This is a genomic window from Rhodococcus sp. LB1 (assembly GCF_001583455.1).
GTDB classification, from domain to species: domain Bacteria; phylum Actinomycetota; class Actinomycetes; order Mycobacteriales; family Mycobacteriaceae; genus Rhodococcus_F; species Rhodococcus_F opacus.
The window spans coordinates 101042-104663 of the sequence record NZ_LTCZ01000057.1 but is presented as its reverse complement, the minus strand read 5'-3'; the positions used below and the strand labels follow the sequence as shown (position 1 = coordinate 104663).

At 68.2% G+C, this 3622-nt stretch carries 4 protein-coding genes; all 4 read left to right on the top strand.

Translation table 11 applies throughout. The annotated features are described in order from the left end of the window. Positions 1-49: 49 nt before the first annotated feature. Genes echA20 through ipdC form a run of 4 tightly spaced genes read left to right on the top strand, consistent with a single transcriptional unit; the run spans position 50 to position 3538 of the window. A complete protein-coding gene (gene echA20 / locus AZG88_RS11190) occupies positions 50-826 on the top strand; it encodes a (7aS)-7a-methyl-1,5-dioxo-2,3,5,6,7,7a-hexahydro-1H-indene-carboxyl-CoA hydrolase (protein ID WP_061697713.1) in 777 nt (258 codons plus the stop codon). A gap of 5 nt (positions 827-831) precedes the next feature. After that, positions 832-1722: a cholesterol ring-cleaving hydrolase subunit IpdA gene (gene ipdA, locus AZG88_RS11185; RefSeq protein ID WP_061697712.1), complete on the top strand. Its 891-nt coding sequence runs from the start codon at positions 832-834 to the stop codon at positions 1720-1722. After that, on the top strand, positions 1719-2480 hold the full coding sequence (gene ipdB / locus AZG88_RS11180) for a cholesterol ring-cleaving hydrolase subunit IpdB (protein ID WP_061697711.1): 762 nt from the start codon (positions 1719-1721) through the stop codon (positions 2478-2480). Before ipdA ends, ipdB begins: the two co-directional genes overlap by 4 nt. Beyond that, positions 2477-3538, top strand: a complete 1062-nt coding sequence (gene ipdC, locus AZG88_RS11175; protein WP_061697710.1) for a (3aS,4S,5R,7aS)-5-hydroxy-7a-methyl-1-oxo-octahydro-1H-indene-4-carboxyl-CoA dehydrogenase — start codon at positions 2477-2479, stop codon at positions 3536-3538. Before ipdB ends, ipdC begins: the two co-directional genes overlap by 4 nt. Positions 3539-3622 lie beyond the last annotated feature (84 nt).

Here is a 3622-nt window from a genome sequence, read left to right as displayed (position 1 = left end):
CCAAGCAATTGCTTGGTGAGTGAAGTCGCGGCGTGGAGGAGAAACGAAAATGGGGATCCGGACTGAAATTGAGACCGGGGGCATCACCACGGTCACCGTCGACTACCCGCCCGTGAACGCCATCCCGTCCCGGGGCTGGTTCGAGTTGGCCGACGCCGTACTCGACGCGGGCCGGAATCCGGACACCCACGTGGTGATCCTGCGAGCCGAAGGGCGCGGGTTCAACGCCGGCGTCGACATCAAGGAAATGCAGGCCACCGACGGCTACGGCGCGCTGGTCGACGCCAACCGGGGCTGCGCGGCCGCGTTCGCCGCGGTCTACGACTGCGCCGTGCCCGTGGTGGTCGCGGTCAACGGATTCTGCGTCGGCGGCGGCGTCGGCCTGGTCGGGAACGCCGACGTGATCGTGGCGTCCGACGACGCCGTCTTCGGACTGCCCGAGGTCGACCGCGGCGCACTCGGCGCCGCCACCCACCTCGCCCGGCTCGTCCCCCAGCACATGATGCGCACCCTGTACTACACGGCGCAGAACGTCACCGCCCAGCAACTCCAGCACTTCGGATCGGTGTACGAGGTGGTGCCGCGCGAGAAACTCGACGACACCGCCCGCGACATCGCCGCCAAGATCGCGGCCAAGGACACCCGGGTCATCCGCTGCGCCAAGGAAGCCATCAACGGCATCGACCCCGTCGACGTGAAGACCAGTTACCGCCTCGAGCAGGGCTACACCTTCGAACTCAACCTCGCCGGCGTCTCGGACGAGCACCGCGACGAGTTCGTCGAAACCGGTAAGCCCCGCTCCCACTCGAACAACAGGAAAGGCTGACATCGATGGCGAGCAAGCGCGACAAGAGGATCTCGCTCGACGACGCGGTCGGACAACTGCGCAGCGGAATGACCATCGGCATCGGCGGCTGGGGTTCGCGCCGCAAGCCGATGGCGCTGGTCCGGGCGCTGCTGCGCTCGGACGTCACCGACCTCACCGTCGTCACCTACGGCGGCCCCGACCTGGGGTTGCTGTGCTCGGCGGGCAAAGTCACGAAGGCGTACTACGGTTTCGTGTCCCTCGATTCGGCCCCGTTCTACGACCCGTGGTTCGCGAAGGCGCGCACCACGGGCGAGATCGAGGTCCGCGAAATGGACGAGGGCATGGTCAAGTGCGGCCTCGAGGCCGCCGCCGCCCGGCTGCCGTTCCTGCCGATCCGCGCCGGGCTCGGCTCCGACGTCCGGGCTTTCTGGGGCGACGAACTGCGCACCGTCACCTCCCCCTACCCGGACGCGTCCGGCAAGTCGGAGACGCTGATCGCGATGCCGGCCCTGAATCTCGATGCGGCACTGGTCCACCTGAACCTCGGCGACAAGCACGGCAACGCCGCCTACACCGGAGTCGACCCCTACTTCGACGACCTGTACTGCGCGGCCGCCGAGAAGAGGTTCGTCTCCGTCGAGCGGGTGGTGGAAACCGAGGAACTGGTGAAAACCGTTCCACTGCAGAACCTCATCCTCAACCGCATGATGGTCGACGGCATGGTCGAGGCCCCGAACGGCGCCCACTTCACCCTCGCCGGAGACAGCTACGGACGCGACGAGAAGTTCCAGCGCCACTACGCGGAAGCGGCGAAGAGCCCCGAGGCGTGGCAGCGGTTCGTCGACACCTACCTGTCCGGCAGCGAGGACGACTACCAGGCCGCCGTGAAGAAATTTGCAGAGGAGCAGGCATGAGCGAGACGATCACCGACGTCACCCGCGCGGAGTACTGCGCGATCGCGTGCGCCGACATCTTCTCCGGGGCAGGCGAGATCATGGCCAGCCCGATGGCGACCCTGCCGCTGATCGGCGCCCGGCTCGCGCGACTGACCACCGAACCCGACCTGCTGATCACCGACGGCGAGGCCCTGATCTTCGCGGACACCCCCGCCGTCGGCGCGAAGGCCCCGATCGAGGGCTGGATGCCGTTCCGGAAGGTCTTCGACGTCGTCGCCTCCGGCCGGCGGCACGTGGTGATGGGCGCCAACCAGATCGACCGGCACGGCAACCAGAACCTGTCGGCGTTCGGTCCGCTGCAGCAGCCGACGCGGCAGATGTTCGGCGTCCGCGGCGCTCCCGGCAACACGATCAACCACCCCACCAGCTACTGGGTGGGCAAGCACACCTCGCGGGTGTTCTGCGACAAGGTCGACATCGTCTCGGGCGTCGGCTACGACCAGATCGACCCGGAAAACCCCGCATACCGGTTCCACCACCTGCATCGGGTGGTGAGCAACCTCGGGGTGTTCGACTTCGGCGGACCCGACCACACGTTCCGCGCGCTGTCGCTGCACCCCGGCGTCACCGCCGACCAGGTCGCCGAGAACACCTCGTTCGAGGTGGCAGGGCTCGCCGACGCCGGCCTGACCCGCGAACCCACCGACGAAGAACTGCGGCTGATCCGCGAGGTCCTCGACCCCCGCAGCCTGCGCGACCGGGAGGTGTCGGTATGAGCACGCTCCGAACGGCCTTGACGGAACTCGTCGGTGTCGTACACCCGGTGGTCCAGACCGGGATGGGCTGGGTGGCCGGACCGCGACTCGTCGCCGGCACCGCCAACGCCGGCGGTCTCGGCATCCTGGCATCGGCGACGATGACCTACACCGAACTCGAATCGGCGATCGCGAAGACCAAGACCCTCACCGACAAACCGTTCGGGGTCAACATCCGCGCCGACGCCACCGACGCCCCGCAACGCATCGACCTGCTCATCCGGGAGAACGTGCGCGTCGCGTCGTTCGCGCTGGCACCGAAGCAGGAACTGATCGCGAAGCTGAAAGCCGCCGGCGTGGTGGTCATCCCGTCGATCGGCGCCGCCAAACACGCAAAGAAGGTGGCGTCGTGGGGCGCCGACGCGGTGATCGTGCAAGGCGGCGAGGGCGGCGGGCACACCGGCCCCGTGGCCACCACACTGCTGCTGCCGTCGGTGCTCGACGCCGTCGACATCCCCGTCGTCGCCGCCGGCGGCTTCTACGACGGACGCGGACTCGCCGCCGCCCTCGCCTACGGCGCCGCCGGCATCGCGATGGGCACCCGCTTCCTGCTCACCCAGGAATCCACCGTCCCCGACTCCGTCAAACAGGAATACCTCGCCCGGGGACTGCAGGACACCACCGTCTCCCGCAAGGTCGACGGCATGCCCCACCGGGTCCTCGACACCGACCTCGTCAACAGCCTCGAACACTCCGGCAACGTGCGCGGCCTGGTCGCGGCCGCCCGCAACGCGTCCAAGTTCAAGGCCATGACCGGCATGAAATGGTCGACGCTCGTCAAGGACGGCCTCGCCATGAAGAAGTCCAGCGACCGCACCTGGCAGCAGATCATCATGGCCGCCAACACCCCGATGCTGCTCAAAGCCGGGCTCGTCGACGGCAACACCCACGCCGGCGTCCTCGCCTCCGGGCAGGTCGTGGGACTGCTCGACGACCTGCCCACGTGCAAGGACCTCATCGACGGAATCGTCGCCGACGCGATCAAGCGCATCGACGCGCTGGGAGCCCTCCGCGCCTGAACCAACGGGACGCTCGTTCGATCTGACGCAACGAGCGTCCCGTTCGTCCGGCTAGGGGGTGGCGGCGGCCTTCGCGGCGCTCAG